This is a genomic window from Methylophilus sp., from assembly GCF_052437885.1.
In the GTDB taxonomy this organism is placed as follows: domain Bacteria; phylum Pseudomonadota; class Gammaproteobacteria; order Burkholderiales; family Methylophilaceae; genus Methylophilus.
In genome coordinates this window covers 23,993-48,968 of record NZ_JBQVPB010000001.1, presented here as the reverse complement: position 1 = coordinate 48,968, position 24,976 = coordinate 23,993, and the positions used below count along the sequence as shown (strand labels likewise).

21 protein-coding genes are annotated in these 24,976 nt (G+C 54.3%); 15 read left to right on the top strand and 6 right to left on the bottom strand.

The genetic code is table 11. The features are described from left to right. Window positions 1-52 precede the first annotated feature (52 nt). Both ACT6RZ_RS00230 and hemE read left to right on the top strand, forming a co-directional pair. Complete coding sequence (locus ACT6RZ_RS00230; protein ID WP_444700186.1) at window positions 53-1,480, top strand: glutamate synthase subunit beta; 1,428 nt, start codon at window positions 53-55, stop codon at window positions 1,478-1,480. Between the two features lie 187 nt (window positions 1,481-1,667). After that, window positions 1,668-2,732, top strand: coding sequence for a uroporphyrinogen decarboxylase (hemE, locus tag ACT6RZ_RS00225; RefSeq protein ID WP_444700185.1), 1,065 nt, complete (start codon window positions 1,668-1,670; stop codon window positions 2,730-2,732). Window positions 2,733-2,793: 61 nt separating this feature from the next. On the opposite strand, the gene ACT6RZ_RS00220 is transcribed toward hemE, so the two are convergent. Beyond that, window positions 2,794-3,387 carry a cytochrome b gene (locus ACT6RZ_RS00220; protein ID WP_444700184.1) on the bottom strand — a complete coding sequence of 198 codons (594 nt, stop codon included), beginning with the start codon at window positions 3,385-3,387 and terminating at the stop codon, window positions 2,794-2,796. Window positions 3,388-3,478: 91 nt separating this feature from the next. On the opposite strand from ACT6RZ_RS00220, the gene ACT6RZ_RS00215 reads away from it, so the two are divergent. From ACT6RZ_RS00215 to ACT6RZ_RS00185, 7 genes are all read left to right on the top strand, one after another. Continuing rightward, complete coding sequence (locus ACT6RZ_RS00215; RefSeq protein ID WP_444700183.1) at window positions 3,479-4,408, top strand: quinoprotein relay system zinc metallohydrolase 2; 930 nt, start codon at window positions 3,479-3,481, stop codon at window positions 4,406-4,408. Between the two features lie 102 nt (window positions 4,409-4,510). Continuing rightward, the gene (gene creB, locus ACT6RZ_RS00210) at window positions 4,511-5,194 is read left to right on the top strand and encodes a two-component system response regulator CreB (RefSeq protein WP_444700182.1); all 684 of its coding nucleotides are present in this window, start codon (window positions 4,511-4,513) and stop codon (window positions 5,192-5,194) included. Window positions 5,195-5,201: 7 nt separating this feature from the next. Continuing rightward, window positions 5,202-6,641 (top strand): two-component system sensor histidine kinase CreC, encoded by a 1,440-nt coding sequence (gene creC, locus ACT6RZ_RS00205; protein ID WP_444700181.1) that lies wholly within the window; start codon window positions 5,202-5,204, stop codon window positions 6,639-6,641. A 104-nt stretch (window positions 6,642-6,745) separates the two neighbouring features. Further along, a complete protein-coding gene (gene creD / locus ACT6RZ_RS00200; protein ID WP_444700180.1) occupies window positions 6,746-8,074 on the top strand; it encodes a cell envelope integrity protein CreD in 1,329 nt (442 codons plus the stop codon). 299 nt (window positions 8,075-8,373) lie between these two features. After that, the gene (gene cptA / locus ACT6RZ_RS00195) at window positions 8,374-10,080 is read left to right on the top strand and encodes a phosphoethanolamine transferase CptA (RefSeq protein WP_444700179.1); all 1,707 of its coding nucleotides are present in this window, start codon (window positions 8,374-8,376) and stop codon (window positions 10,078-10,080) included. Then, entirely contained in the window at window positions 10,050-10,775 is a 726-nt protein-coding gene (locus ACT6RZ_RS00190) for a phosphatase PAP2 family protein (protein WP_444700178.1), read from the top strand. Before cptA ends, ACT6RZ_RS00190 begins: the two co-directional genes overlap by 31 nt. Further along, complete coding sequence (locus tag ACT6RZ_RS00185; RefSeq protein WP_444700177.1) at window positions 10,772-12,571, top strand: phosphoethanolamine transferase; 1,800 nt, start codon at window positions 10,772-10,774, stop codon at window positions 12,569-12,571. Before ACT6RZ_RS00190 ends, ACT6RZ_RS00185 begins: the two co-directional genes overlap by 4 nt. Here the strand turns inward: ACT6RZ_RS00185 and ACT6RZ_RS00180 are convergent. Together ACT6RZ_RS00180 and ACT6RZ_RS00175 are read right to left on the bottom strand one after the other, a co-directional pair. After that, window positions 12,545-13,033: a hypothetical protein gene (locus tag ACT6RZ_RS00180; protein WP_444700176.1), complete on the bottom strand. Its 489-nt coding sequence runs from the start codon at window positions 13,031-13,033 to the stop codon at window positions 12,545-12,547. The two genes, ACT6RZ_RS00185 and ACT6RZ_RS00180, sit on opposite strands and share 27 nt — an antisense overlap. After that, the gene (locus tag ACT6RZ_RS00175; RefSeq protein WP_444700175.1) at window positions 13,033-14,055 is read right to left on the bottom strand and encodes a hypothetical protein; all 1,023 of its coding nucleotides are present in this window, start codon (window positions 14,053-14,055) and stop codon (window positions 13,033-13,035) included. The genes ACT6RZ_RS00180 and ACT6RZ_RS00175 overlap by 1 nt, the downstream gene beginning before the upstream one ends. Before the next feature lie 92 nt (window positions 14,056-14,147). Here ACT6RZ_RS00175 and ACT6RZ_RS00170 point away from each other — a divergent pair, with 92 nt between their 5' ends. Together ACT6RZ_RS00170 and ACT6RZ_RS00165 are read left to right on the top strand one after the other, a co-directional pair. Continuing rightward, the gene (locus ACT6RZ_RS00170; RefSeq protein WP_444700174.1) at window positions 14,148-15,773 is read left to right on the top strand and encodes an ATP-binding protein; all 1,626 of its coding nucleotides are present in this window, start codon (window positions 14,148-14,150) and stop codon (window positions 15,771-15,773) included. A 28-nt stretch (window positions 15,774-15,801) separates the two neighbouring features. Continuing rightward, a complete protein-coding gene (locus tag ACT6RZ_RS00165) occupies window positions 15,802-17,157 on the top strand; it encodes a sigma-54-dependent transcriptional regulator (RefSeq protein ID WP_444700173.1) in 1,356 nt (451 codons plus the stop codon). A 51-nt stretch (window positions 17,158-17,208) separates the two neighbouring features. Here ACT6RZ_RS00165 and ACT6RZ_RS00160 read toward each other — a convergent pair whose 3' ends face one another. The 3 genes from ACT6RZ_RS00160 to ACT6RZ_RS00150 all read right to left on the bottom strand — a co-directional run bounded on the left by ACT6RZ_RS00160 (window position 17,209) and on the right by ACT6RZ_RS00150 (window position 19,023). Continuing rightward, window positions 17,209-17,982: a DODA-type extradiol aromatic ring-opening family dioxygenase gene (locus ACT6RZ_RS00160; RefSeq protein ID WP_444700172.1), complete on the bottom strand. Its 774-nt coding sequence runs from the start codon at window positions 17,980-17,982 to the stop codon at window positions 17,209-17,211. Between the two features lie 25 nt (window positions 17,983-18,007). Continuing rightward, window positions 18,008-18,397, bottom strand: coding sequence for a DoxX family protein (locus ACT6RZ_RS00155; protein WP_444700171.1), 390 nt, complete (start codon window positions 18,395-18,397; stop codon window positions 18,008-18,010). Window positions 18,398-18,618: 221 nt separating this feature from the next. Then, window positions 18,619-19,023 (bottom strand): DoxX family protein, encoded by a 405-nt coding sequence (locus ACT6RZ_RS00150; protein ID WP_444700170.1) that lies wholly within the window; start codon window positions 19,021-19,023, stop codon window positions 18,619-18,621. Between the two features lie 285 nt (window positions 19,024-19,308). On the opposite strand from ACT6RZ_RS00150, the gene ACT6RZ_RS00145 reads away from it, so the two are divergent. From ACT6RZ_RS00145 to ACT6RZ_RS00130, 4 genes are all read left to right on the top strand, one after another. Next, entirely contained in the window at window positions 19,309-19,935 is a 627-nt protein-coding gene (locus tag ACT6RZ_RS00145) for a TetR/AcrR family transcriptional regulator (protein WP_444700169.1), read from the top strand. Continuing rightward, window positions 19,928-21,004 (top strand): efflux RND transporter periplasmic adaptor subunit, encoded by a 1,077-nt coding sequence (locus ACT6RZ_RS00140; protein WP_444700168.1) that lies wholly within the window; start codon window positions 19,928-19,930, stop codon window positions 21,002-21,004. Before ACT6RZ_RS00145 ends, ACT6RZ_RS00140 begins: the two co-directional genes overlap by 8 nt. After that, on the top strand, window positions 21,004-24,195 hold the full coding sequence (locus tag ACT6RZ_RS00135; RefSeq protein WP_444700167.1) for an efflux RND transporter permease subunit: 3,192 nt from the start codon (window positions 21,004-21,006) through the stop codon (window positions 24,193-24,195). Before ACT6RZ_RS00140 ends, ACT6RZ_RS00135 begins: the two co-directional genes overlap by 1 nt. A 117-nt stretch (window positions 24,196-24,312) precedes the next feature. Further along, complete coding sequence (locus tag ACT6RZ_RS00130; protein WP_444700166.1) at window positions 24,313-24,969, top strand: protein-L-isoaspartate O-methyltransferase family protein; 657 nt, start codon at window positions 24,313-24,315, stop codon at window positions 24,967-24,969. Window positions 24,970-24,976 lie beyond the last annotated feature (7 nt).

Below are 24,976 nucleotides of genomic sequence, written 5' to 3'. Positions count from 1 at the left end.
GGCCTAGTTAAGGTTGCGCCTGAACGGCGTGATAGGGAAGAGATAATTTAACATGGGTAAAGTCACAGGTTTTATGGAGTTTGATCGTCTGGCAGAAGAAAATCTGCCGGTCAAGGATCGCGTCAAAAACTACAAAGAGTTTGTTCTGCATCTGACAGACGACCAGGCCAAGCAGCAGGGTGCCCGTTGCATGGACTGTGGCATTCCGTTCTGTACTACCGGCTGCCCTGTTAACAACATTATTCCTGACTGGAATGACCTGGTGTACCAGCAGGACTGGCGCAATGCGATCGATGTGCTGCATTCCACCAACAACTTCCCTGACTTTACCGGCCGTATCTGCCCGGCCCCTTGTGAAGCCGCCTGTACGCTCAATATCAATAACGACCCGGTCGGCATCAAATCCATAGAACACGCCATTATCGACAAAGCCTGGGAAAACGGCTGGGTCACCCCGCAGATCAACCCCAACAAAACCGGCAAAACCGTGGCTGTGGTTGGCTCCGGCCCGGCTGGCCTGGCGGCTGCGCAACAATTGGCGCGTGCCGGTCACAGCGTGACCGTGTACGAGAAGAACGACCGTATCGGTGGCTTGCTGCGTTACGGCATCCCCGACTTCAAACTGGATAAATCCGGCATAGACCGCCGCGTGACACAGATGGAAGCCGAAGGCGTGACTTTCAAGGTCAACCAGTACGTGGGCGAAAATGTCAGCGCGGCCGATCTCGAGCGTGACTATGACGCAGTGATCCTGGCCGGTGGTGCCGAGTTGCCACGCGATCTGCCAGTCACCGGCCGCGAGCTGGATGGCGTGCATTTCGCCATGGATTTCCTGACACCGAACAACAAAATGGTAGCGGGTGACCAGGTGCCTGACCAGATCAAAGCGACCGGCAAACATGTGGTCGTGATCGGCGGCGGCGATACCGGCTCTGACTGCGTAGGCACCTCCAACCGTCACGGCGCTGCCAGCATCACCCAATTCGAGTTGATGCCGCAACCGCCAGAAAAAGAGAACAAGGCCATGGTATGGCCGAACTGGCCGCTAAAAATGCGTACTTCCAGCTCGCATGAAGAAGGCGCTGCCCGCGACTGGTCTATCACCACCAAAGAGCTGATAGGCGAAAATGGCAAGCTGACCGCACTCAAAGGTGCACGTGTAGAGTGGAAAGACGGCAAGATGACTGAAGTGCCTGGCACTGAGTTCACCATCAAAGCCGACCTGGTATTTTTGGCCATGGGCTTTGTTTCGCCTATCCAGAAAGTACTGGATGCGTTTGGCGTAGAAAAAGATAACCGCGGCAATGCCAAAGCGACTACCGATGGTGAAGGCTGCTACAAGACCAGCAAAGCCAAGGTATTTGCGGCCGGCGATATCCGCCGTGGACAATCACTGGTGGTATGGGCGATACGCGAAGGCCGTCAGTGCGCACGCGAGGTAGATGTTTTCCTGAGCGGAAGCTCAACCCTGCCACGCTAATCGCCGTAGCAACAATTAAACGCCGATGCATCACACCATCGGCGTTTTCGTTTGCGCTGACGCAAAAAAACACCATTCTTTCAGGTGAAAGCAGGCGGCGCACTTTATAATGCTATTTTGATTTTAACTGGTCCCAGCAAGCAGCCAAGCGACTATGTTTTGCTGCCTATCAAGACCCATGCCACCCATGACCCAACTGCAAAACGATACCTTTCTACGCGCACTGCTGCGCCAACCTACCGACTACACGCCGGTTTGGATGATGCGTCAGGCCGGGCGTTATTTACCCGAGTATCGTGAAAGCCGTAAAACCGCCGGCAGCTTTATGCAGCTGTGCCAGAGCCCCTCGTTTGCCACCGAAGTGACCTTGCAGCCGCTGGATCGCTATCCACAACTGGATGCTGCCATTCTGTTCAGTGACATCCTGACCGTGCCGGATGCGATGGGGTTGGGATTGTATTTTGAAGAAGGTGAAGGCCCGAAGTTTGAGCGCACCCTGCAGGATGAAGCCGATATCCTCAAGCTGGAAATTCCGGATATGTCCAAACTGCAATATGTGTTTGATGCAGTGAGCAGCATCCGCAAGGCATTGAATGGCCGTGTGCCGCTGATCGGTTTTTCAGGCAGCCCGTGGACACTGGCGACCTATATGGTGGAAGGCAAGGGCGGCACCGATTTCCTCAATACCAAGAAAATGGGCTATGCCAGACCGGAATTACTACATCGGATTCTGGAAATTACCGCACAGACGGTGATCCAGTACCTGAATGCACAGATCGCTGCCGGTGCGCAGGCAGTGATGATCTTTGATTCCTGGGGCGGCGCGCTGTCGCACAATGCTTATCACGAGTTTTCGCTCAACTATATGCAAAAGATAGTCGCCGGCCTGACCAAAACCGCCGAAGGCCGCCAGGTGCCCTGTATCGTGTTTACCAAAGGTGGTGGCTTATGGCTGGAAGCCCAGGCCGCGATAGGCGCAGATGCACTGGGCCTGGACTGGAGCATGGATGTAGGCAACGCGCGCAAACGTGTCGGTGATAAAGTCGCATTGCAGGGCAATATGGACCCTGCGATCCTGCTGAGCTCGCCCGCCGCGATTGAAAAAGAAGTCGCCAGTATTCTGGCGAGTTACGGCCACGGCAACGGCCATGTATTCAACCTGGGCCACGGTATCACGCAGTGGACGCCGCCAGAACATGCCGCCTGCATGCTGGAGACGGTACGCAAGCTGAGCCCGCAATACCACCAGTAATCATCAGGTGTATAAAAAAATCCCGCGATAGCATCAGCGGGATTTTTTTATTGCGCCTGCCTTACTTGAGCGTCATGCGCGACAAGGTCTTATCCTTATCAATAAAGTAATGTTTGAGTGCTCCGACGACATGCAGGGCAATCACAACCAGCAAGATAGTTGCAAACAACTCATGCGAGTCTTTGAAAATATCGCGCAAATCGGCATTGTCCAGGCCGCCAAATACTTCCAGCCCGAACCACTTCAAGCCATATTTGCTATACAGCGTCATTAATACGCCTGTCAGTGGCATTGCTACCATTAAAACATACAGAAAATGATGTGCGGCAGTCGCCAGTTTACGTTCAAAGGTGGAGTTGCTCAGCATGGCAGGCGGGGTATGACTAACGCGCCAGAACACGCGGAATACCACCAGCCAGAGCAAGGTAAAACCCAGTGATTTGTGCAGATTGAAATACAGGGTACGTGCACTGCCTGCTTCATCCATATGCCAGGTGTAAAGCCCCCAATCAAATAAATCGAACTCGGTTTGTTTTGGGCCGTCTTTAGGCAAGCCCCCCATATACCAACCCAGTGCAAACATCCCGGCAATGGCCAATGCGATCAGCCAGTGCAAAATAACGGCAACTTTGGTATATCGTTGCGTAGAACTCATGTCTTCTCCTTGAAATCCCCGGTGACAACGGTCACTTTGTCCTCATGAATATATTGATTATGATGTATGAAACATTCATGGGTGAGTCAGCATGTTATCAAAAATCACGCGACTGTGTGTCGCTGTTACATTCGGCTTTGTAACGTTTTGTACTCCTGTGTGGGCAGACAGCTTTGAGTTGAAAAAAGTTGCCGAAGGCGTGTATGTGCATCATGGCCAGCACCAGGATATCGATGAGGGTTACCAGGGCGATATCTGCAACCTGGGCGTGGTGATAGGCCGCGACGCCATTGCCGTGATAGACAGCGGCGGCAGCAAACATACCGGCGAGCAATTACTGCAAGCCATACGCCGCATCAGCAAGTTACCGATACGCTATGTGATCAACACCCATGTACACCCTGACCATACTTACGGCAATGCCGCTTTTCAGGGTGAGCCCGTGCATTTTGTCGGCCATGAAAAACTGGCCAACACCATGTTGCTACGCAAAGAGCAGTACGAGAAACTCAATGCCAGCCTGCTGGGCGATGCCGGCAAAGCCAGCCCCACTATCCCGCCTGATACTGCGGTACATCAGCAGTTGTCGCTGGACCTGGGCGACCGCGTATTGCAGCTGCAAGCGCAAACCGTGGCGCATACACATACCGACCTGACCGTGCTGGATAGCAAAACCAATACCCTGTTTACCGGCGACCTGGTGTTTGCGCAACGCACGCCTGTGGTTGAGGGCGATATCAAAGGCCTGATCGCGGTGCTGGAAAAGATCAGCCAGAGCCGATATGCCCTGATCGTGCCTGGCCATGGCCAGGAGAGCGCAGACCAGAAAACCATTATCGGCGATGAGCTGCGCTACCTGAACCTGTTGCTGGCCGACGTGCGCAGCAATATCAAAAAAGGCATCAGCATGGAGCAGACCATGGATACCGCGGCCGAATCCGAACGCAAGAAATGGCTGCTGTTCGAGATCGCCAACCGCCGCAATGTCAATCTGATCTACCCGCAGCTGGAATGGGAGTAAGCAGCACCTGGATGCTGAAAACAGCATAGCCCTGATCAGCCAGACAGGGCTATGGCATTGAACCACTGGTTCTGGCCAGGCATTCTGCTCTAGAATAACAGCATGCCATTACATATCCTGATCGTTGAGGATGAACCCTCAATCGCTGACACACTCATCTATGCCTGCCAGTCCGAGCAAATGCTGGCAACACATGTCACCTTGGGCCAGCTGGCGCTGGACTGCCTGAAACAGCAGCCATTTGACACGATACTGCTGGATATAGGCTTGCCTGACATGACCGGATTCGAGGTATGCAGGCAGCTACGCCGCTTTTGCGCAACGCCGGTTATTTTTCTGACTGCGCGCGATCATGAAGTAGACAGGATAATGGGACTGGAGATAGGGGCAGATGACTACGTGCCTAAACCATTCAGCCCGCGTGAAGTCATCGCCAGGATAAAAGCCATACAGCGCAGGCTGCACCCTGAAAATACACCTGCGGTCGCTGGGTTGCAATTAGACGAGCTGGCTAGCCGTATCTACTACCACCAGCATCTGCTGCAACTGACACGTTATGAATACCTGCTGCTTAAGACACTGATACAGCAGCCTCACCGTGTCTTCTCGCGCACTGCGCTCATGGATACTATCTGGCAATCTGCCGAAGAAACCATGGAGCGCACAGTCGATACCCACATCAAGACCCTGCGCAATAAATTACGTGAACTCTCGCTCAAGCAGGCATTGCATAGTCAGGAAATGATAGTCACCCACAGGGGCATGGGCTACAGCCTGCTGCCATGATGCGCTCATGAAGATCAGCCTGAAGATCTTTCTCGGTTATTTTTTGCTGGTCGGCCTGGCGGCATGGTTTGTCCTGGTGGTATTCGTGGACGAGGTAAAGCCCGGTGTACGGCAAGCCATGGAAGACGCCTTGGTGGATACCGCCAACGTGCTGGCGGAACTGGCAAAGCGTGATCTGAAAGAAGGCCATATCCTGAATGGCCAGTTTGCAGAAAGCTTGCGCAACTACCAGGCAAAAGCAGGCGTCGCCAATATCTGGGGCATTCCAAAATCCACAGCCGATTATCGTGTTTATATTACTGATAGTCAGGGCATCGTCGTGTTTGACTCCAAGGCACTGGCCATAGGCCAGGATTACTCCCACTGGAACGATGTCTACCTCACTCTAAAAGGCCAGTACGGTGCCCGTTCCACACCCATAAATGCCTCTGAACCAGACGGCGATACTATCATGTATGTCGCTGCACCTATCGTGGACATGGGCCAGACCATAGGTGTGTTAACGGTGGCAAAACCTAACAGCACCATGCAGCCTTTCATCCGGCGCGCACAACAAAAAATCATGGGTTGGGGCGCACTATTATTTGTCTTATCTCTAGGCTTGGGCATTGCATTTACCTGGCGCTTTACCCGCGCCATTCACCGCTTGCGAGACTATGCCATTGCGGTGGCGCAAGGCAAAAAAGCGGTCGCACCTGATTCCAGCAATGATGAACTGGCGGAGCTGGCACAAGCGATGAAGACCATGCGCGATGAACTCGATGGGCACCAGCATATCCAGCAAGCCATCCAGCAGTTAACACATGAACTGAAAAGCCCGATCACAGCGATACAGGCCGCCGTTGAACTGATACAGCCAGACATGCCGGTGCAGGACCGCACCCACTTCCTCAACAGCATCAAAACACAAAGCCACCGCCTGCAACAGATGGTAAAAAACATACTGGGCCTGGCTGCGCTTGAACAACAGCAAATGCTGGAGCTTCCAGTCAACATTGAACTAGCAACGTTAGTCAGGCAGCAAGTCCAACTGGTACAGGACCGCGCTGATCAACGCGGCATAGCACTCGTCACCAGCCTAGCCCCTGCATTATTGATTCAGGGAGATGCCTTTTTATGCGGACAGGCCATCAGCAACCTGCTGGAAAATGCGCTTGATTTTAGCCCTGACCACAGCACAATACAGATTCGGTTAGCGCCTGCTGCTGAAGGTATCTGTTTACAAATTGAGGATGAAGGGAGTGGCATCCCTGATTATGCTCTCAATAAAGTCAGTGATAAATTTTACTCATTACCCAGGCCTGCAAACACACCCAATGCCGGGCAAAAAAGCACAGGGCTGGGCCTTAACTTCGCACTTCAGATCATGGCTTTGCACCGAGGCACTCTCGCTATTCGCAATGCAGAAAACGGCGGCGTCATTGCCAGCCTGCTTTGGCCAAATTGAGCTCAGGCATCACGGCTAGCCACTTCACACCCGCTTCACATTCAGCACAACATCACTTCACTCAGCCCTTTTAAGCTGCAAGCTCCTTCATAACGGAGTTTGTCATGCAAAAACCACTTTTTTATAAATCCTTGGCCATATTGGGGCTGATACTGCTCATGTCGATAGCCATAGGCTATGTCAATGGTCTGATCACTGAACGACAGGCAAGGCAGGCCCAGGTTGAAAGCGACATCGCCAGATCTTCCACCACCGCACAAACGCTGACCGGCCCGATACTGATCATCCCCTATACCGAGCATTACACAGAGACGCAAGGCTCGGGCGCTTTACAGACCACCGTTGAATACAAAGATGAAAGGCGGGTTTATTTGCTGCCAAGCGCGCTTGATCTTTCTGGCGGGTTTGCCCACAACTTTAAACAAAGAGGGATTTTCAAAGCCTTGATGTATGGCTTTGATGGCGATCTTTCCGGCACCTTCAATCTGGACCAGATCAAGATTGAACCACGGCGTACAGGTGGCAAACTGGTAATGGGGCACCCTTTGCTGGCGATAGGCCTCAGTGATACGCGTGGTATCGATGGCCAACCGCTGTTGAACTGGGGTGGACAAAAGATCGCCTTGAAACAAGGCACTCAGTTACCATTGCTGAATACCGGCATTCATGCTGACCTGGGCAGTTTAAAACCCGAGCAACATAGCGTTGATTTCAAATTAAACCTGCATATCCGTGGCATGCAGCAATTCAGCATCATTCCGCTGGCTGACAAAAACATAGTCCAATTACACTCCAGCTGGCAGCACCCGCATTTTGACGGCCATTTCTTACCTGATGCTTCCAGCCAGAAGATAGACCAGCATGGCTTTCAGGCCAGATGGGAAGTCTCCTCCCTCTCCAGCAGCATTCAGGAGACCCTGCTCACTAAACTGGACCAGAGGTCTGACGATTTCAGCCTCGACGCTATCAGCGTCGGCTTTGTTGAACCGGTGAATATCTACAGCTTGTCCGACAGAGCCACTAAATATGGCCTGCTGTTTATCGGGCTGACTTTTGCCGGTTTCTTTATCTTCGAAATACTTAAACAGCTACGCATACACCCGGCGCAATACACCATGGTTGGCCTGGCCATGGCTGTTTTTTATCTGTTGCTGATCTCACTGGCCGAGCATATCGGTTTTGCCTATGCCTATTTGATCGCCAGTCTTGGCTGCATCAGCCTGATCGGTTATTACCTGGCAAACGTCATGAAAAACACCCGCTTCGGGTTGGTATTCTCACTCAAACTCGGCCTGCTATATGCGACTTTATACGGCATTCTCATTTCGGAAGACAATGCGCTGCTTATGGGTTCGATATTGATATTCAGCCTGCTGGCTTTCACCATGATAGTGACCCGCAAAATTGACTGGTATGCGCTTCGTCTGGATTAATAGACCGCAAGGGCAGATGAGGGAATGGAAACGCTTGGTCTACCTTGGCCCCACTTTCTACTGACCGGCACCTGAATTTTCTCTACACATAAAACCCTGCATCTTTTGCAGGGTTTTATCTGCTTGGCATAGGCTGTTTTCTGCAAAACTTGCACAAGCCGCTTAGCTTCCAATCAAGCAGACCGATAAAAACCACTGTTAAATCATATGGTTATTAATAATTTAATCTTACATACCCAGCTGGCATAACGCTTGCAAAGACATTGCCGTATTGATTCAAAACAATAAGGAAAGTCTTTGTGAAGCATCCATTTTTACGTGCCTATGGCCTGTTCTTGCTACTGGGCGGATTAACTCAATTCCTGCTCTGGCTGTTTGGTGCCTCTTCGCTTGAAGGATTCAAGGATGCGGTGATCGTTTCCACCTTGTGGCTGATCCCGCTCTGGTGGCAACCACAACACTTGCGCAAATGGAGCGCAGGCATCGCAGCATTCATCGGTGTCTCCGCTTTGCCTGGCCTGGCTTATTTCCTGGTTTATCGTCAAGAACTGACCCAGAGCCTGATGATGATTTTGTTTGAATCGAATAAAAGCGAATCCCAGGAATATCTGCATAACTATTTCTCATGGTGGATCCTGCTGGTGTTGCTGGCGTTCATCCTGATCCCCGCCGTTTACTGGCGTGCCTTGAAACCGGCGCAACTGCCAAGATCGCGCGCCGCGGTTTATACCCTGATCACCGTGCTGATCGCTTTCTCTTCGCCTATCAAACCGGCCCTGCAGAATGAGTGGGGCTATGCCTACAAGAGTTTTAACAAGCATTTTAGCGGTGTGCCGCCCTACCAGCTGGCGCTGGGTTATTTGAACTACCAGCAGCAACTGGATGAAGTCAACCGCACCTTGCTGACCATGAACAGCATCCCGCCACTGGCGCACTTATCAGAACAAGCCAAGCCGGGGCCGACCACGATAGTGCTGGTGATCGGTGAGTCGACCTCGCGCCTGCACATGGGTCTGTATGGCTATGGCCGCGACACCAACCCCGAGCTGAGCAAGATCAGGCATGAGCTGACTGTGTTTGAAAATGTGTATTCGCCGCGCCCGAATACCATAGAAAGCCTGCAACAGGTGCTGACCTTTGCCGACCAGAAACACCCGGATGATTACAAGACCAAACCTTCACTGGTGGCGATGATGAAGCAGGCTGGCTACCACACCACCTGGATCACCAACCAGCAGACCCTGACCGGCCGCAACACCATGCTGACTACGTTCGCCAAGCAGGCGGACAAGCAGTATTTCCTCAATAACGAGCGCAGACAGAACGCCTACAGCTTTGATGAAAAGGTGCTGGCACCGTTTGCTGAAAGCCTGAATGACCCGCACCCGAAAAAGCTGATCATCGTGCATCTGCTGGGCACGCATATGAAGTACAGCTACCGCTACCCTGAAAGCTTTAACGTATTTAAAACAGCACAAGGCTTGCCGTCGGCCGGGCTGGATGAAGAGAAGACTGCATTGATCAACAGTTATGACAATGCCATCCGCTACAACGACTGGATCATGGCGCAGCTAATTTCCACCCTGAAAGCCAAACAGCAACATAGCCTGCTGATGTACTTCTCTGACCATGGTGAAGATGTGTATGACACTGCACCACACGATTTTCAGGGACGTAACGAAGCCGCCCCTACCCTGCCCATGTACAGCATACCGCTGATCGTCTGGCACTCAGATAACTGGTTCAACGCCAAGACACTACTCGCGCATGTGGATACGCATGTGCAGTACGACAATGCGGATCTGATTTACACCCTGGCCGATCTGACAGGCCTGACATTCGATGGTTTTCGCCCGGATGAAAGCATAGTCAATGCGCGATTCATGCCGGACAGCATACTGGTCGGCGACCCCTATCTGGGCAAATTAAAGACCCTACCTGGCACCATCAACTTTCCTGAAAACGAGGTCGCGTCATGGAACGCTGGCTTGCCAACAAGCGACTAGCCTGGTTGTGGGGCTTGCTGGGCGTGAGTGCCGTGGGCATTTTCGTCATGGCGGATTACACGCCGCTGGACCTGCTGCTGGCGGACCGTATGTTCGATTTCAGCCTGGGGCAGTTCAGCTACCGGCACACGTTCTTTTTCGACACCGTCATGCATGATGATGCCAAGCAATTGTTACTCGGCATCTGGCTGTTGTGCATGCTGTTCGCCATCTTGCCCAGCAGCCTGCGTCCGGCCTGGCTATCACCGGCCCAGCAGTACCGCTTGCGTTGGGTAGCTGCGCTGGCGCTAGTGCATAGCGGGCTGGTGGCCTGGCTCAAACACCAGATGCCGCACGCCTGCCCCTGGGATATCACACGCTACGGCGGCAGCCTGCCGTGGTTTCCTGCATTTTCTGCACATAGCCCTTACATGGCCGGGCACTGCTTCCCGGCTGGGCACGCCAGTAGCGGTTTATGGCTATCGGCCTTGTGCCTGTGCTGGTTACCGCAACATCCGCGTAAAGCCCTGGCGGTCGCGCTTGCCGGGCTGGCAGTCGGCCTGCTGCTTGGCTGGTGCCAGCAAATACGCGGCGCGCATTTCTTTTCTCACACGCTGACCTCGGCATGGCTGATGTGCGCCTTGCTGCTGTGCGTGTTGTCGTTTTCCCGCAGTGGCTACGCCAATCGTTCTCATATAAAAGACAGTTACGCATGAAAAACTTTTCCTTTCCGGCAGCATTGCGCCAGCTATTCACACCGCAGATTTTATTGATCTGGGGCGTGACACTGTGGCTGATGGTATTTGATAACTATGCACTGGTTTCAAACCTGACCCAGCTCTACCCGCCGCTGGGCGGGCAAAGCGGCTTGCTACTCAGCCTGCTATTGTTTTTTACGCTGATCACAGCTTTATGGCTATTGCTGATCAGCCATGGGCGCAGTGCGCGCTGGTTGCTGGCACTGGTGCTTTTCAGCAGTGCGTTTGCCGGGTTTTATATGCAGGAGTTTGGCATCATTATTGATACGGTGATGCTGGACAATCTGTTACAAACCGATAAAAAAGAAGCGGCTGGATTGTTTTCCTGGCAAATGATCTATTTTGTCACTGCGCTCGGTGTAGTGCCTGCTTTATGGTTGCTGTTCAGAGCGCCGCAAGCCTGGTTTCAACGTGATAGCCTCCGCATACGTGGCCTGCATATCGTGCTGTTACTGGTGGTCTTAGTCACTTGCGTATGGCCGTATTCTGCTGGATATGCCAGTTTTATTCGTGAACACAAACTGGCGCGTATGTATTTAAATCCAGGCTTTACGCACTACTCCCTGATCAAATGGGCCAATCAGCACCTCACTATGCCCGACAATGGCGCACTGCAACAGGTAGCTAAGGATACGCAAAGAATTGGGCACAACAGCAAACATGAATTGGTGATTATGGTGGTCGGTGAAACCGCACGCTATGATCGTTTTTCATTGAACGGTTACCATAAACTGACCAATCCTCGCTTGCAGCAAGAGAATGTTGTGAGCTTTAAACAAGTGAGTTCCTGCGGGACATCCACCGGTGTCTCGGTGCCCTGCATGTTTTCGATACTCGGCAGGGAACAGTATTCGGCGAAAAAAGCCAAGCATATGGAAAATGCGCTCGATGTATTAAAACAGCACAAGATCAGCGTGTTATGGCGTGACAACAACTCCGATTCCAAAGGCGTGGCCACGCGCATGGCTTACGAAGATTTCCAATCGCCGGCCCTCAATAAGGCATGCGATACAGAATGCCGTGATGTAGGCATGTTGGGCGGCCTGGACACGTACATTCAGACGCATCAGGACAAAGACATCATGATAGTACTCCACCAGATGGGCAATCATGGCCCTGAATATTATCGCCGCTACCCGAAAGCGTTTGAGAAATTCACGCCGGTGTGCCGCAGCAGCGATTTGTCGAAATGCAGCCAGCAGGAAATCGATAATGCCTATGACAACGCGATCTTGTATACCGATTATTTTTTGAGCGAGGTGATTCAACTATTGAAGAAATACGACCATAGCCATGAAACCGCGATGTTATATGTCGCAGATCATGGCGAGTCTTTGGGCGAACATGGCCTTTACTTGCATGCCGCCCCCTATATGATTGCCCCCAAGGAGCAAACACATGTACCGGCCATTTTATGGCTGGGCACGCAGTTTGAATATTCAACGCAGCAGATTCGACCCTACCATGACTACCCGCTCAGCCATGATGATCTGTTCTGCACTTTGCTGACGGCGTATGAGTTGAAATCAGATACTTGCCACTCGCATTACAACTGGCTGATTGCAAACCCTGAGGTACGTGCAGAACTCAAATTGCCACCGTTGCCAGCACCGCCTGCGGCACCGCAACTTGCAGCGCCTGCTGTCGTCAGCGGTAATCAGAAAATACAAACTCAAGACGGGCCAGGACCACAGGTCGTCAGTGTGAAATCCATCCCTAATACTGCATCAAGGCGTAGCAGCGCTGCAACGTAGACTGGGCGGATCGCTGAGGACTTTGTTGCCGGCGACCCACAGAATGGCGCGCACACGCTCATCCAGCTTGCAGGCATCGATATACCCTATCGCACTTTCGGTATAGGCGACATAGCGTATCATTGCTTCCTGCGATTCCACGGTATAAGGCGGCTGGGTACCGTGGAAATACAGCTCGTTCCAGTAACCTACCTGCGACTTGGGGCTACTGTGCAACACCTGCTGCGAAAAGCGCAGGCGCAAAGGATGGTCGCTGGATAAATTGGCCGGGTGCAATGGCTTGCCGTGGTTGTCGTATAACTTTTTGCGCCAGTAGACCGAAGCCAGGTCATTGACAGCCACCGGAACGCTGTAAGCCGCCTGGGCAGACACAATGACGGCGATCACCGGCTCTTCTGCCATCGTCACCGATGGCAGGCATACAATCAAGATGAGCCAGGCCCTGAGCAGGTGCAAACGCATCAATACATCATCGCAAATGAAGTGGTGAATCCGCGAGGTACGTCTTCATAATCTCCGCTGCCGCCAACCACCTCGAACTTCAGCAATTGGTTGGGCTTGAGCCGCTTGGTCACACCCAGCACCCAGCGATCGCCATCAGGTGCATCCGGCTTATGCAGGCTTTCCAGACGTGTGATCCAGTACCAGTCATTCTTGATCAGGAAAGCACTTTGCAAATAAGCACCACTGCCGCCGCCCTGGCCATGCTCGGCTTTGCGGGTATAGGCCTCGCCGCTGAACTCCCAGCGGTTGAACTCGAGCAGGAAATCGAGACCGACTAGGTTGTACTTGGTACCGTTTGGTTTCTCGTCGCGATAACTTGAAACATTGAGGCCTATGGTGTTGAGACCGGCATTATCATCGCTGAAATTGAAGACGTTATTGATGGCGACGCGGGCGCCGCGCATGTCCTTGTATTGCGTTTCGCCACGGCTTTCAGGCTGCGCGTTCATGGTCGCGGTGTACAGCTGGTAATCTACAGAGCGCTCACTGAAAGGCACGGTGCCGAACAGTTGCAAACCACTGGTAAAACTTGGAAATAACTCTGTGGTCGACAGTGGCCGGCTGGCTGTCCACACCAGCGGCGAAGCATGCAGCTGGTTCCAGCGGCCCAAGGGGGTTAAAAAACGACCTATGCGCAGATTGGCTTTTTCATGCAGATTGACATCGAAATACAGGCGTTCGGGGTTGATATACACGTCACGGAAATCCAGGCCTTGCCTGTGGGTATAACTGGCGACATTTTCCAGGTCCAGTTCGCCGAAAAATTTGATGCGTGAATTCTTATCCCAGGTCACGATCATGCTTAATTCGTTCCAGTTCAGGCGGGTAGATTCGGTGCGCGGCACATGCAGATCGACACTGGTATAGCCACCGACGCGGAAGCCTTCCCAGAACGAAGACTCCTCCTCTGCCAGCAGTGGCTTGCACATCATGCACAGGCTGATTACACTGACCGCGCAACGCAGTAAAATAGTGGACATAAACACTTTCTGATCAAGCAAACAAACGCCTAAATTAAGCCACCATTTTCTCATATATCATGCCAAAACAAGCGCCTTTAACCATCCGAAAAATGCTGCTGATCGCATTTTTGCTGGCAGGATTACTGCCAGCATTGCTGGTGAGTGTGCTCAGCTTTTACCAGGCGCGTACCGCATTGCGCACCGAGATCAAACATGACCTGCAAACCACAGGCAAAGCGGTGGGTGAACACATAGACCGCGTGCTGTTTGAGCGCGTGCAGAACGTGCGCAGCTGGAGCCAGCTGGCCATCATGCAGGATATGCAGATCGGCGATATCGATAAACGCTTGTCTGTGTTTCTGGAAGAGACACGCCTCAGTTATGCCGCACAATATATTTCTATAGACGTGGTCGACCTGCAATCAGGCATAGTGGCATCCAGTGATCCGCACCATATCAACCAAAGGCTGAGCAGCCCGCCAGTCTGGTTTTCGTTCAAAGACGGTGACCAGCCTGTCACCATCTACCATTTGCAGAATGACCAGCTGATGATCGCTACGCCCATCTACTCTGATTTCACCTTGCAGCCTATGGGCCACCTGATCGCCACGTTTAACTGGTCAGTGATACAGGACCTGCTTAATCACGCCGCACAGCACGCCACCGAACTGGCACTGGTGGACGAGCATGAGCGGCTGCTGGCGCAATCCAGGAACTGGTCGCAGCCGCGCTACAACCTGCATACCCATATCCCCATGCAAAGCACGCTACCTATCTATGGCTGGGAAGTAAAACTCAATAAAGAGCATGATGTCGCCGTCGCACCAGTGCACAGGCTGGGGCTTATTTTCCTGATCCTGCTGGTGGTGATCCTGTTTTTCTCCCTGATCCTGGTCAGGCCACTGGCCAGGCGCATCACCCAGCCACTGGACGAGCTGCTGGAGTTTGTGAAAAAACTGCGCCAGCCCAACGTGGTGAGCCCGCCCCTGACCGGCCCGGTTGAAGTGCAGGCACTGCACCAGACCTTTACCAGAATGGCAGCAGATCTGGCGGAGTCAGAGCAGCAACTGACGCGTGCAGCCAAGCTGGCGGTGGTGGGTGAAATGGCCGCCGCCATGAGCCACGAGGTGCGTACGCCGTTAGGGATCATGCGTTCTTCTGCCGATGTGTTGAAACGTGAACCTGCCCTGACTGACGATGGCCGCGAAGTATTGGGATTCATTGTTTCCGAGACCGAGCGCCTGAACAAGCTGGTGACTACACTGATCGATTCGGCCAGGCCGCGCTTGCCGGTCAAAACGCCGCTGGAACTGCAATCGCACCTGCAACACGTATGCGATATGCTGCAAAAGCAGGCACAGGATAAACATATCCAGTTGTCGCTGCATGCGCCTGAGCCGCTGACTATCCAGGTAGACCAGGACCAGATGACACAGGTGATGGTCAACCTGATCATCAATGCCATCCAGATATTGCCAGAACAGGGCCAGGTGGCTGTCTCACTCGCGCAAGATACGCGATACGCCCATATCTCGGTCGCAGATAACGGCCCTGGTGTGCCACCAGCACAGCAGGCACATTTGTTTGAAGCCTTTTTTACCCAGCGCGCCGGCGGTGTCGGCCTCGGGCTGGCAGTGGTGAAACAGATCGTGGAAGCGCACGGTGGTACAATCAGCTACAGCACCAGCCCATGGCAAGGCGCCCAATTCAACCTGGCACTGCCGTTAGACCCTTAACCTGAATCCAGCACACTGCCGATAGACTATGTCCACCCCGACCCTCACCATACTGGCCGTAGATGATGAACCGAATATGCGACGCCTGCTGGAGATCAGCCTGCGCCAGGCCGGCTATAGGGCTTTATCTGCGGGCAATGGCCGCGAAGCGCTGGAGATCATACGCCAGCAACAGATAGACCTGGTGGTGAGTGACCTGCATATGCCGGGCATGAATGGCCTGCAATTGCTGGAAGTCTTGCGTAACGAGCATGAGCACCTGCCGCTGATCATGGTCACGGCGCAAGGCGAGATAAAAACGGCGGTGGCGGCGATGAAACTGGGGGCCAGCGATTACATTTTGCGGCCGTTTGAGCTGGAGACCCTGGAAATCGCCATCGCAAAAGCGCTGAACGTCAAACGTATACAACAGGAAAACACTTTTCTCAGGCAGATCCAGCAGCCGGACGTGACCGGGCTGATAGGCAACAGTGCGGCCATGCAGTCGCTGAAACAGATGATTCAGCAAGTGGCGCCGGAACGGGCCACAGTGTTTATTGTGGGCGAGACCGGCACCGGCAAAGAGCTGGTGGCGAAAGCCCTGCACGAAGCATCACCGCGGCATGCGGCACTGTTTGTCGCTATCAACTGTGCTGCCATCCCGGCAGATATGCTGGAGTCTGAACTGTTTGGTCATGAAAAAGGGGCTTTCACCGGCGCGCTGAAAGAGCGTATCGGTAAATTTGAACTGGCCAATGGCGGCACGCTGTTCCTCGATGAGATCACCGAGATGCCTATCCAGCTGCAATCAAAATTACTGCGCGTATTACAGGAAAGCGTAGTGGAAAAGCTGGGCGGTAACCGGCAGATCACGCTGGATGTGCGCGTGGTGGCCGCCACCAACCGCGACCCGATACAGGCAGTCAAAGAAGGCAAGCTGCGTGAGGACCTGTATTACCGCTTGAATGTATTGCAACTACAGATCGCACCGTTGCGCGAGCGTCACGATGATATAGGCCTGCTGGCTGAATTTTTTCTGGCGAAACGCCAATGCCAGCTAAGTGAAGAGGCGCGCTTGTGCCTGCAGCATTATGGCTGGCCAGGCAATGTGCGTGAGCTGGAAAATATTCTGGAACGTGCGGCTATTCTGGCAGGCAACCAGCTGATACAGCCGCAACACTTACCGGCCGATATCGGCCAGCATGCGGCGAGTGCCGCTGCAGAAGTGACCACCCCTGCAGAAACAAATATGCTGTCTATCCCGCGCACCACAGAAGCCATGGAGCGCCGGCTGATCATGCAGGCGCTGGATACCTGCCAGGGCAACAAAACCAAGGCGGCCAAGCTTTTGGAGATCAGTGAGCGTTCACTGTGGAACAAACTGAATCAATACCAGTTACGTTGATCCTGTTGTATCACTGGCGGTTTTAACACCGGCGGTATCGCCGCGTTTTTTCTAAGCACTTTCCCAGACATAGGCATCCATCGCCAGGATACCGTAAGTGGTTTCCGGCGTGAATCTTCTGGGGGCCCCCTGACCACTGCCTGCGGCGACAAACAGCGGCATCAGGTGATCTTCACTCGGGTGAGCCTGACTACCATGCTCACTGACAAGCCGGTAGTTCAACAAGGTTTGCGCCTGTTGCGTGTGTAGTTGCGTGGCCACCCAGTCGGCAAAACTTTCCACATAGGCTAATGGCGCAGCATCACGCTCAGCGCTAAAAAAATCCGACAGATTATGCGTGACCGCGCCGGAAGCCAGTATCAGCACATTCTGTGCATGCAAGGGCTGTAAGGCCTGGCCTAAAGCAAACTGCTCTGCCGTCGTGCTGCGGCTCTGTATCGATAGCTGCGTGATCGGAATATCGGCCTCTGGATACATCAACGCCAGTGGCACCCAGGCACCATGGTCCAAGCCGCGCTCGGCATGGCTATGCACCGCTATGCCGTTCGCCTGCAGCAATGCCATGACTAGCTCAGCCAGCGCCGGCGCACCCGGTGCCGGATAGCGGATGTCATAAAGGGCTGCCGGAAAGCCGGAAAAATCATGTATGGTGGCCGGGTGTGCCGCCAGGCTGACGGTCGCCACCCGGGTATCCCAGTGCGCGGAGACCACCAGGATGGCATCCGGCCTGGGCAATGACGCAGCCAGGTGCGCCAGCATCTGGCCAGTCTGCCCCGGTTCCAGTATCAACGAGGGCGCGCCATGCGAAACAAATACGGTGGTCATTCAGTCACTTGCGGCCACTGCCAGGTTAACGACGACGGTTATCCAGGCTATAAGCACCCGGGCCGAAGGCAACCACCAGCAACAAGCCACCTGTAATGGTCAGGTTTTTCAGGAACATGATCTGTTGCATCTGGTCAGCCAGGTTGAAATGGAACAGGAAAGCCGTTGCAATGGTAAACAATGCAATACCCGCCGCAGCCCAACGTGCCTTAAAGCCGACCAGCAAAGCAGTCGCCAGGCCGAGCTCTACGATCAGGGCAATGGCGTAAGCGACTTCAGGCAACGGCGCGCCCACACTCTGGATATAGCCTATGGTGCCTTGCGGATCTGCGGCCTTGCTTATGCCACTGATAATAAAGATATGTGATAACAAAATGCGCCCAACGACACTGACGACGGATTGAAAACTATTCATCTTGTGCTCCTCCTGTTAATAGTCTTAGGTTTATTTTCGTAGGTTAATTTTCAAAGATAAACAGTCACCGCCGGTCTGGTTCCGGCCACTATGCGTAACTGCGTATGCGTATTGTATGCCTGATTGGGCAAAAGCGGAGCCTCTATACAACCGGGATGACTTCCTGATGGAATAGCAGTGGTCGAACATCGCTCGCTGCCTGGCCGCCATATCACCAGCCTTCACTCCATGGCACTTAAGTGTCGGACCCTGTCTACGCTATAGCCGCCAGGGCCAAATGCAATGACCACCAGCAAGCCGCCTATGATAGTGGTGTTTTTCAGGAACATGACCACCTGCACCGGGTCTGCCATATTGCTGTGAAACATCAAGGCCGTGATAAAGGTAAAGATGGCGATGCCGGCCGCGGCCAGTTGGGCGTGAAAGCCGACCATTAAGGCAGTGCCCAGGCCCAGCTCTACGCACAGTGCCACCACATAAGCGACCTGTGGCAGCGGCAGATGCGCGCTCTCGATATAAGCGATGGTGCCCGCCGGGTCTAGCAGCTTAACCACCCCGCTGATAATAAAAATCAGGGATAACAATACCCGCCCCACTAAACTGACCCAACGTTGCCGCACATTCATACTCATCGCTCCTGATCATGATAGTACTAGTCGTCCGCGCAGCTCTGTGGCCACTACGAACCTCGGTATGATGCAGCCGGCGACAGGCTGGGCAGCGATGTATCACTCAGCGACTCAGCCCCTCTGACTACCGGTGTACCACATTTGTTACTCTGCACCATTCTGGCCTTAAATACCAGCATATAAACCAGCAGGCGTTGACTTTATAAATTAACAATGTTAAGTTAACGGCGTTAATGTTTTAAAACCGTGTTTAACCACGCGTATTTATTCATGCCGCCAAAAGTGAAAACCGAAGCAGAAAAACAGGCCTTGCGCACCGTGATCATCGATGCCGCGCGCGAACTGTTTATTCATCAGGGCGTAGAGGCGGTGACCATGCGCGCCATTGCCACCCGCATCGGCTATTCAGCCACCAGCCTTTATCTTTATTTCAGCGACAAGGAACAATTACTGCGGGCAGTGGTAGACAGCGATGTGTTGAAACTGGCACAGGCACTGCAATCGACCTTAAGCATAGCCGACCCCTTGCAACGCTTTCTGCAATTCGCGCAGCACTATGTGCAGTTCGCGCTGACCAATCCCAACCACTATCGCATGATGTTTATGACCCAGCATCCGCCATGCGACCCGGCCCTGTCTAGCATAGAACAGAATAATCCCGAACAGGACGCCTACTCGCAACTGATAGGCGTGGTCAGCAGCGCTTATGCAGCCGGCATCTTCAAACCGGCCTTTACCGATGCGACCCTGATCGCGCAAACGGTGTGGGCCGCCATGCATGGGCTGTGCTCATTGCAGATCAATATGGCGGAAGATGCCTGGATCAACTGGCGGCCGCTGGAAACACGCATCAACTGCATGGTGCAAATGTGTACGCATGGACTCCTGAAAGAAGCTCAGCATGAATAAAACCATCATGATTGCGACCATTGCCTTGCTGCTGACCGCCTGCCAGCAGCCAAGCCAGCAAGCAGCTGCGCCGCGCCCGGTGTGGGTCATGACGGTGGGCACTTCCGGGCACGCTGTCGGCGGCAGTTATACCGGCGAAGTGCGCTCGCGTTACGAATCAAACATAGGCTTCAGGGTCGCGGGCAAGATCACGGCGCGAGCAGTCAATGTCGGCGACCAGGTGAAAAAAGGCCAGCTGATCGCACAACTGGACCCGAATGACTCCAGGCTCAACGCGCAAGCGGCCAGCGCCGACGTGCAGAGCGCACAGGCCAACCTGGCACTGGCACAAGCCGAACTGGAACGCCGTCAGCAACTCTACCAACAACAATTCATTTCCAAGTCTGCGCTGGACACTTACGAGACCCAGGTCAAAACCGCCCAGGCGCGCGTGACCCAGGCACGATCACAAGCCGCGGTCAGCCAGCACCAGACCGCCTATACGCAACTGCTGGCCGACCGCGCCGGGGTGATAGGCATGATACAGGCCGAACCAGGGCAGGTCGTTGCCGCCGGGCAAACCGTGGCGCAGATCTATGACCTGCAAACACTGGAAGTACAGATCTCGGTGCCCGAGACCTTGATAGACCGCCTGCAGGTCGGCGACAAGGCACAGGTCAGCCTCAGCGACGCGGCCCAGGTGCATGCCGGGCGTATCCGCGAAATCTCGCCAGCGGCCAACAGCCAGACCCATGCCTTTGATTTGCGCATCCAGCTGTTGCAGGTGGACACTCGCATCAAGCTGGGCATGACCGCACAGGTGACTTTTAGCCAGGCAAGCGCGATACAGAAAATCATCATTCCCGCTACCGCGGTCACCCGGCATGGCGATCAGGCAGCGGTGTGGGTGATAGATAAAAAGCAGCAGGCACATTTGCGGCCAGTCACCACCGGCGACCTTACCGAAGCAGGCATAGAGATTACCACCGGCCTGCAAGCACAGGAGACCATTGCCACCATAGGTGTACACACCCTGACTGAGGGCATGCAGGTACAAGCGGTGACACCAGGGCCGGAGGTGCTCAACTGATGTCAGCGCCACAAGCACCAGAACCGCAGATGCCGGATGGGCAGCCAGCCCATCGCTTCAATCTTTCCACCTGGGCACTCAAAAACCAGGCGCTGGTGCTTTATTTTATTATCCTGACCCTGCTAGGCGGCATGCTGGCCTATACCCACCTCGGCCAATCCGAAGACCCGCCGTTCACCTTCAAGGTCATGCTGATCCGCAGCAGTTGGCCTGGCGCTTCCGCGCATGAAGTCGAGCAACAGGTCACTGACAGGATAGAAAAAAAGCTGCAGGAGATCCCGTCTATCGATTACATGAACAGCTACTCGCGCCCCGGCGAGTCGGTCGTGTTTGTGGTGATACGTGACGATACCTTCTCGGAGAAGATCCCGGAACTGTGGTACCAGATACGCAAGAAGATCGGTGATATCCGGCATACTTTTCCGGCAGACCTGCAAAGCCTGACCTTTAATGACGAGTTCAGCGATGTCTACGGCACCATGTACGCCATGACCGCCGATGGCCTGACGCCACAGCAGCTGAAACGCCAGGCGGAGTGGGTGCGCGCCCGCCTGCTGAAACTGCCGGACATTGAAAAAGTCGATCTGTTTGGCGAGCAGCCGCAAAAGATCATTATCGAGTTGTCCAACCAGAAACTCACCTCCCTGGGCATCAGCCCGGCGCAGCTGGCGCAAATGCTGCAGCAGCAAAATGCGGTCACAGGTGCCGGCACGTTTGATGCAGGCCTTGAGCGCATACGCATGAGTGTGAGTGGCCGCTTGCAGACGCTGGCAGACCTGCGCGATTTTCCTATCCGCACTGGCAGCCAGAACCTGACCCTGGGTGAGATCGCCAGCATTAAACGCGGTTATGCCGACCCGCCGGCACAGCGCATACACTTCAATGGCAAGGCCGCGTTACTGATAGGTGTCAGCATGCAACAGGGCGGCGATGTGATCGCCCTCGGCAAAGCCTTGCAGCAGAATATCACCAGCGTACAAAAGCAATTACCGCTGGGCGTGCAATTACAACTGGTCACCTCGCAGCCCGAGATCGTCCAGCATTCGGTGCAGGATTTTGTCCACTCGCTGACTGAGGCGCTGCTCATCGTGCTGGCGGTCAGCCTGCTGTCACTGGGCTGGCGCACCGGCATCGTGGTCGCCGTGGCTATCCCTATCGTGCTGGCCGGCACTTTCCTGCTGATGGACTGGTTTAACATAGGCCTGCACAAGATCTCGCTAGGCGCTCTTATCCTGGCGTTAGGCTTGCTGGTGGATGACGCCATTATTGCGGTAGAGATGATGGCGGCCAAAATGGAGCAAGGCTGGGAAAGGATGCAGGCGGCTTCGTTTGCCTTCACCTCTACCGCCATGCCCATGCTCACAGGCACCCTGGTCACCGTGGCCGGTTTTCTGCCTATCGCCACTGCCGTTTCTTCCACCGGCGAATACACGCGTTCTATATTTCAGGTGTCCGCGATCGCACTGACTTTATCCTGGGTCGCCGCTGTGATCGTGGTGCCATTCCTGGGTTATCACCTGTTGCCCGGGGCCCATCAATCCAAGCAGGATTCCTCAGGCAGGCTATCCAGGATCAAACAGTATTTTGGCTGGAAAGAAAAGCCTGCAACCGAAGCAAGTACTCACCACACCGCGCTTTACGAGACGCGTTTCTACCGGCGTCTGCAAGGCATAGTCAGCTGGTGTGTGCTGCATAAAGGCAGTGTGATCATCGCCACCATCGTGCTGTTCGTGGTGGCTATGCTCAGCTTCGGCAAAGTACAACAACAGTTTTTCCCTGACTCTACCCGGCTGGAGATTGTAGTCGACCTGCGTCTGGCTGAAAACGCCAGCGACCAGGCCACGGATGACGCCGTCAGGCGGCTGGAGCACTGGCTGCAGCAATGGCAACAAAGCCATGCGCCATTGCAGAACGTGGTGTCTTATGTCGGCTCCGGCGCACCGCGTTACTACCTGCCGCTGGATGTGCAATTGCCGCACCGGGCATTCTCGCAACTGGTGATCCTGTGTAGTGACCTGCAGCAGCGAGAAGCCTTGCGCAATGATTTGCTCACGCTGTTTGAACATGACTTCCCGCAGTTACACGCCTCTATCCTGCGTCTGGAAAACGGTCCGCCGGTGGGGTTCCCGGTGCAGTTCAGGGTCAACGGCCAGCATTTGCCGGCTATCCGGCAGGTGGCGCACGACATTGCCGATGCCATGCGTGCCAATCCGCACCTGCGCAACGTGCAGTTAAGCTGGGAAGAGCCGAGCAAAGTCATGCGGGTGGACATTGACCAGCACAAGGCGCGCCTGCTGGGTGTCAGCTCTGCCGATATCGCGCAATTGCTGAATACCCAGTATTACGAGCAAGTGATCAGCGAGTTCCGCGAAGGTAACGAGCGCATAGACCTGGTGATGCGCAGCACCGAAGCCGAGCACGCCAGGTTGTCGCAACTGGCGCAATTGACGGTATTAAGCCAGCGCGGCGAACGCGTGCCGCTGGCGCAAGTGGCCAATATCCATTATGGCTTTGAAGAAGGCGTGGTCTGGCGGCGCAACCGCGTGCCATCGATCACGGTCAGGGCGCACCTGAGCGGCAATATGCAGGCGCCTGTGGTTTCAGAACAGATACAGCAGGCACTGCAGCCGCTACTGCAAAAACTCCCTGCTGGCGTGGCAGTAGAGACTGGCGGCGCGATCGAAGAATCAGCCAAAGGTGCTCAATCGGTAGCCAAAGGCGTGCCGCTGTTTCTCGCCGCCGTATTCACCTTATTGATGCTGCAACTGCGTAGTATCAGCAATGTGCTGTTAGTGGTATTGACCGCGCCGCTGGGCATGATAGGCATCACCTTCGCCCTGCTGATATTCAACATGCCATTCGGCTTTGTCGCCATGCTGGGCAGCATCGCTCTCTCGGGCATGATCATGCGTAACTCGGTCATTCTGGTGGACCAGATCAACCAGGATATTGCCGAAGGTGCCACGCTGCAACAGGCGGTGGTGCAATCCACCGTGCGCCGCTTCCGGCCTATCGTGCTGACGGCGGCAGCGGCGATACTGGCGATGATCCCGCTCACACGCAGCGTGTTTTTCGGGCCTATGGCGGTGGCTATCATGGGGGGCCTGGCAGTGGCGACCGTGTTGACCATATTATTTGTGCCGGCCTTGTATACATTCTGGGCCGGATTGACTGCCAGAGCCTCGAAATAAGGGCGCAATAAACTATAATGGTGACAGAAACAGGCATTAAATGCAGGGCGGGCTGCAAGGGCACTTGCTTAGCATCCTGCAACTAGTGGACATTGAACTTACACACAGGACTAGACCATGACAGACCAGGCAACCGCACGTTTTAACATGATAGAGCAACAGATCCGCACCTGGGAGGTGCTGGACCCCAAAGTGCTGGCAACGCTTAACAGTATACCGCGTGAGAACTTTGTGCCGGATGCCTATCGCGGGCTGGCCTTTGCCGATATTGAGATCCCCCTGGCGCACGAGCAGCAGATGCTCAGCCCTAAAGTCGAAGGCCGCTTTTTACAGGCACTGCAACTGCAGGCAACCGACAAGGTATTACTGATAGGTGCCGGTAGCGGCTATCTGGCGGCGCTGATGGCGCAGCATAGTGCGCAAGTGACTGCGCTGGAAGTATTCCCTGAATTATGCACGCTGGCCAGCCATAACCTGAGCAAGCAGGGCATACAGAATGTGCAGGTCATAGCAGCCGACGGCCACAGCGGTTACGAATCGCACGCCCCGTTCGACGCCATCGTGTTCACCGCCTCCAGCCCGGTAGAGCCTGAAGGCGTGCGCCGCCAGCTCAGCATAGGCGGCCGCATGCTGATCGTGCTCGGCAAGGCCCCGGTGATGCAGGCAACCCTGATCCAGCGCCTGGCCGAGCATAGCTACAAACAGGATGTGCTGTTTGAGACCAGTCTGACCGAGATGCAGAATGCCCCGCAAGCACAGGCATTTTCATTCTAACTTGCCA